The sequence below is a fragment of the Streptomyces sp. NPDC058872 genome (assembly GCF_042743065.1).
In the GTDB taxonomy this organism is placed as follows: Bacteria; Actinomycetota; Actinomycetes; order Streptomycetales; family Streptomycetaceae; genus Streptomyces.
On sequence record NZ_JBHYMK010000128.1, the window covers coordinates 1 to 4,816 of the forward strand.

Sequence of the window (4,816 nt, forward strand, 5' to 3'; positions counted from 1 at the left end):
GGAACGGAGGTCGTCAGACCGTCTCGGTCTCGCCCGCCTTCACCGCCGGACGGCGGCTGGCGATGACCTTCTTCGCGAGGGAGCGGGGGCTGGTGAGGAAGCCGAAGCCCCAGGACATGTGCATGGTGGCGAGGGCCACCGGGATCTGCAGGCGGGCCTTGAGGGGGAGGCCCTTGCCGGCCGGGACCGAGCCGGCGGTGATCGCGGCGAGATAGCCGGCCGGAACCACGAAGCCGAGCGGGGTCAGGACGGCCCCCACGACCAGACCCGCGGCGATCGCACAGACGGCGGTCGGCGGGGCGAGGTAGCGGAGGTTGATGGAGCCCTGGTGGTAGCGGGCGACGACGTGGCGCCAGCGACCGTAGTCCTTGTACTGCTTGGCGAGGGCCTTCACGGAGGGCCGCGGACGGTACTGGACGCGGAGCTCCGGCGAGAACCAGATCAGACCGCCGGCCTCGCGGATGCGGAAGTTCAGCTCCCAGTCCTGGGCGCGGATGAACTCCACGTTGTACCCGCCCTGCCGTTCGAGCGCCTCGCGGCGGAAGACGCCCAGGTAGACCGTCTCGGCCGGGCCGGCCTCGCCGCCGGTGTGGAAGGCCGCGTTGCCGACGCCGATCTTCGAGGTCATCGCGGCCGCGACCGCGTCCTCCCAGGCGTTCTCGCCCTCGGCGTGCATGATGCCGCCGACGTTCTGCGCACCGGTCTCCTCCAGGAGGCGGACGGCGGTGGCGATGTAGTTCGGGGAGAGCATGCCGTGGCCGTCGACGCGCACCACGATCGGGTGACGGGACGCCTGGATCGCCGCGTTGAGCGCGGCGGGGGTACGGCCGGTCGGGTTCGGCACGGTGTGGACGCGGGGGTCCTCGCGCACGAGCTCGGCGGCGATCTCATCGGTGCGGTCCGTGGACGGGCCGAGGGCGATCACCACCTCCATCTCGCCGTCGTACTCCTGCTCCAGGATGTGGCGGACCGAGTTGCGCAGGTGCCGCTCCTCATTGAGGACCGGCATGATCACGGAGACGGGGGGCAGCATGGTTCCTCGGGGGGTTCGGGGGTCGCTCCCCGGAAAGACGGCAGTAGCGCGAGCCACGTTACCGCGAATGGGGGACACGGGTGCGCGCCGAGCGGGTGGTGGTCCCTTGCGCTGATCGTATGGGCCTACGGTGCTCACGGTTCCCTCGTCACACCCGCGGAGGTGTCCGTCCGTGCCCACACCGCCCCGCAGCTCCCGGCCCCGGCCCGCCCCGCGTCGCGCTCCGGTCCACCGGCGGCGGAGGCGCCCCCGGTGGGGGATGCGGGTGGCGACGGCGCTCTCCGTGTCGGTCCTCGCGGCGGGCGGGATCGGACACGCGGTGGTGTCCGGGCTTGACACCGGGATCACCCGGGTCGACCCCTTCAAGGACATGAAGAACCGGCCCCAGGCCGGGCACGGGATGAACGTGCTGGTCGTCGGCACCGACGGGCGGGAGCGGATCACCCCCGAGGAGAAGGAGAAGTACCGGCTCGGCGGCGCGCCGTGCCACTGCACCGACACCGTCATGCTCGTGCACATCTCGGAGGACCGGGAACGGGCGAGCGTGGTCAGCCTGCCCCGCGACTCGTACGCGGAGATGCCCGAGCACACGGACCTGATCAGCGGCAAGGCGCACCGGGCCCATCCGGTCAAGCTGAACGCGGCCTACGCGGAGGGCGGGCCCGGGCTGACCGTGCGGACCGTGGAGTCGATGACCGGAGTGAAGATCGACCACTACCTGGAGGTCGACTTCACCAGCTTCATGCGGACCGTGGACGCGATCGGCGGGGTGCAGATCTGCACGACCCGTCCGCTGAAGGACGCGTACACGGGACTCGACCTGGCTCCCGGCACCCATGAGCTCAACGGCGGCCAGGCCCTGCAGTACGTGCGCTCCCGGCACATCGACGGGGCCGCCGACATCGGCCGGATGCAGCGGCAGCAGCGGTTCCTGGCGGCGCTGATCGAGCGGACCACGAGCGGCGGGGTGCTGCTCAACCCGGTGCGGTTCCGCGAGGTGGCCACGACCATGCTGAGCTCCGTGCGGGCCGACGAGGACTTCGGCACGGACCAGATGCTGGCCCTCGCCAAGGCCATGCACGGCTTCACCCCGGCCTCCTCGGAGTTCGTGTCGGTGCCGATCGGCGACATGAGCTTCCCGGTGAAGGGCATCGGGTCCACCGTGAAGTGGGACGCCGCCAAGGCCCAGAAGCTCTTCCAGGCGCTGCGGGAGGACCGGCCGTTGGCCCCGGCCGCGCCGAAGGCCACGAGCTCCGCCAAGGCGCCGAAGGCGGTCGTCGTCGACGTGGCCCCGCGCACGATCCGCGTGCAGGTCTACAACGGGACCCGCACGGACGGGCTGGGCCGCAAGGTGGACGACGCCTTGCGCGCGACCGGCTTCGACACCACCCGCACCCCGATGACCGGGGCCGCCCAGGAGCACGGGCGGACCGTGGTGGAGTACGACCCGCGCTGGGACCGCTCGGCGAAGTCCTTGGCGGCGGCGCTGCCGGGGGCGGAGATGCGGGCGGTGGCCGGACGGGGCGGGACGCTCCGGGTGACGGTGGGGAGCGACTTCAAGGGGGTGACGGCGGTGCGGGCCGAGGAGCCGAGGAAGCCCTTCGAGGCCGTGACCGGGGACCAGGTGGTGTGTCCGTGAGCACGGTGGTCCCCCGGGTGGCGTGCCCGCGACGAAGGAGGAGGCGGAACGATTCGCCCCGTCCCGGCGCGGCCCTCAGTCCTCGTAGCCCTCGGCCGCCCGGCGCTCGCGCAGCTCCTTGATCGCCTGCCGTCGGGCCAGGCGGTGGGTGCGGCGGATCTGGGCCTCCTGGTTGCGGCGCTTGTCCCGCTCGGTCTCCGGAATGACCTCGGGGACCCGGCGGGGCTTGCCCTCCGCGTCGACGGCCGCGAAGACGAGGTACGCGGAGCCGACCTGGGTGGCGGGCGTGGACTCGTTCCAGCGCTCGGCCATGACCCGCACGCCGACCTCCATCGAGGACCGTCCGGTCCAGTTGACCTGGGCCTTCACATGCACCAGGTCGCCGACCCGGACCGGCTCCAGGAAGACCATCTCGTCCATGGAGGCGGTCACGGCGGGGCCGCCCGAGTGCCGGCCCGCGACGGCACCGGCGGCGTCGTCCACCAGTTTCATGATCACGCCACCGTGCACCGTGCCCAGGAGGTTGGTGTCGTGGCTGGTCATGATGTGGCTGAGGGTGGTGCGGGAGGCGGAGGTGGGCTTGCCCGGAATATCGCCCTGATCTGTCATGCCCTCCACCTTATGCCGGGTCCCGCCCCCGTCCCCGTTCGGTCCCCTTTGCATCAGCTTGGCAACAGCACCGGTCCGATCTTCTCCCCGGGCTGTCGCCGCGAAAGCCGCGCCCGGCAGACTGGTCCACATGAATGACTGGCCCGATGACGGCGGACACGGACGCGGCAACGCGCGCTCCCAGCCCGAGGGACCCCGCCGGATGGGCCACGCGCAGCGCCCGCAGGTTCCGCAGCAGCCGCCGCGTCACGACGGCGACCGGGCCTACAACCCGAACTACACGCAGGCGCGGAACGAGGGCTACGACTCCGGCTACAACACCGGACAGGTCTACGGCGCCGCACAGGGCGGCGGCCGGGACGGCGCTCCCCCGCAGCACTCCCCGCACGGGCCGGGGCGCCCCGCGCCGGACTGGCGCAAGCGGATCAAGATCGGCTCGATCGTGCTGGTGGTCGGCGGCCTCGTCTGGGGCATAGGCACCTACGCCTGGGCCAGCTCCCAGATGCGCAACGAGGTCGACCTCTCCAAGGTCATCGAGCGGCCGGAGGAGGGGGACTGCACGACGTACCTGATCGTCGGCTCCGACAGCCGCGAGGGCATGACCGCCGAGGAGAAGAAGAAGCTCCACACCGGCTCCGCGGAGGGCAAGCGGACCGACTCGATGATGATCCTCGCGGCCTGCTCCAGCGGGAACACGATGGTCTCGCTGCCCCGTGACTCCTGGGTGACGATCCCGAACTTCGTGGGCTCCGAGTCGGGCAAGTCGTATCCGGCCCGCGGTGGTTCGAAGCTGAACGCGGCCTATGCGATGGACGGCCCCGAACTGCTCGTCCGCACGATCGAGTACAACACCGGGCTGCGCATCGACCACTACGCGGAGATCGGCTTCGCCGGCTTCGCCAACATCGTGGACGCGCTCGGCGGCGTCGAGATGAACATCGAGAAGGGCTTCAAGGACAAGAAGTCCGGCGCGGACTTCCAGGCCGGCACGCAGACCCTCAACGGCGAGCAGGCCCTGGCCTTCGTCCGCACCCGGTACGCCTTCGCCGAGTCGGACCTGGCGCGGACGAAGAACCAGCAGAAGTTCCTCTCCGCCCTCGCCAACCAGGCGGCGACGCCGGGCACGATCCTCAACCCGTTCGCGCTGTACCCGACGCTCGGCGCCGGCCTGGACACCCTGATCGTGGACAAGGACATGTCGCTGTACGACCTCGGGAAGATGTTCTTCGCGATGAAGGGCATCAGCGGCGGCGACGGCAGGTCCATGAACATCCCGATCTCGGGCACCGCACCGCAGAACTCCCTCAAGTGGGACATGCCGAAGGTGAAGCAGCTCGTCCAGCAGATCAAGAACGACGAGAAGGTCACCGTCGAGTCGAACCGGTGACGGGACGGCGCGGGGAGGGCGCCCCGGGCGGGGTGCCCTCCCCGCGTCCGCTCACGGGAGGTTGCGGGCCATGACGATGCGCTGGACCTGGTTGGTGCCTTCGTAGATCTGGGTGATCTTGGCGTCGCGCATCATGCGCTCGACGGGG

The 4,816-nt window shown here is 70.9% G+C and carries 5 protein-coding genes; 2 read left to right on the plus strand and 3 right to left on the minus strand.

Translation table 11 applies throughout. The annotated features are described in order from the left end of the window. Nucleotides 1–13: 13 nt before the first annotated feature. Nucleotides 14–1,033 (minus strand): glycosyltransferase family 2 protein, encoded by a 1,020-nt coding sequence (locus ACFW22_RS35595; RefSeq protein WP_386412896.1) that lies wholly within the window; start codon nt 1,031–1,033, stop codon nt 14–16. A 259-nt stretch (nt 1,034–1,292) separates the two neighbouring features. On the opposite strand from ACFW22_RS35595, the gene ACFW22_RS35600 reads away from it, so the two are divergent. Continuing rightward, on the plus strand, nt 1,293–2,672 hold the full coding sequence (locus ACFW22_RS35600; protein WP_386412898.1) for an LCP family protein: 1,380 nt from the start codon (nt 1,293–1,295) through the stop codon (nt 2,670–2,672). A 75-nt stretch (nt 2,673–2,747) separates the two neighbouring features. Here the strand turns inward: ACFW22_RS35600 and ACFW22_RS35605 are convergent, their stop codons facing one another. Then, nucleotides 2,748–3,281 (minus strand): acyl-CoA thioesterase, encoded by a 534-nt coding sequence (locus ACFW22_RS35605; RefSeq protein WP_384887354.1) that lies wholly within the window; start codon nt 3,279–3,281, stop codon nt 2,748–2,750. Between the two features lie 130 nt (nt 3,282–3,411). Between ACFW22_RS35605 and ACFW22_RS35610 the strand changes: the two genes are divergently transcribed. After that, nucleotides 3,412–4,668 (plus strand): LCP family protein, encoded by a 1,257-nt coding sequence (locus ACFW22_RS35610; protein WP_386412902.1) that lies wholly within the window; start codon nt 3,412–3,414, stop codon nt 4,666–4,668. A gap of 51 nt (nt 4,669–4,719) precedes the next feature. On the opposite strand, the gene ACFW22_RS35615 is transcribed toward ACFW22_RS35610, so the two are convergent. After that, nucleotides 4,720–4,816 (minus strand): acyl-CoA dehydrogenase family protein (locus ACFW22_RS35615; protein ID WP_157849844.1); only part of this gene is annotated, 97 nt, incomplete at its 5' end.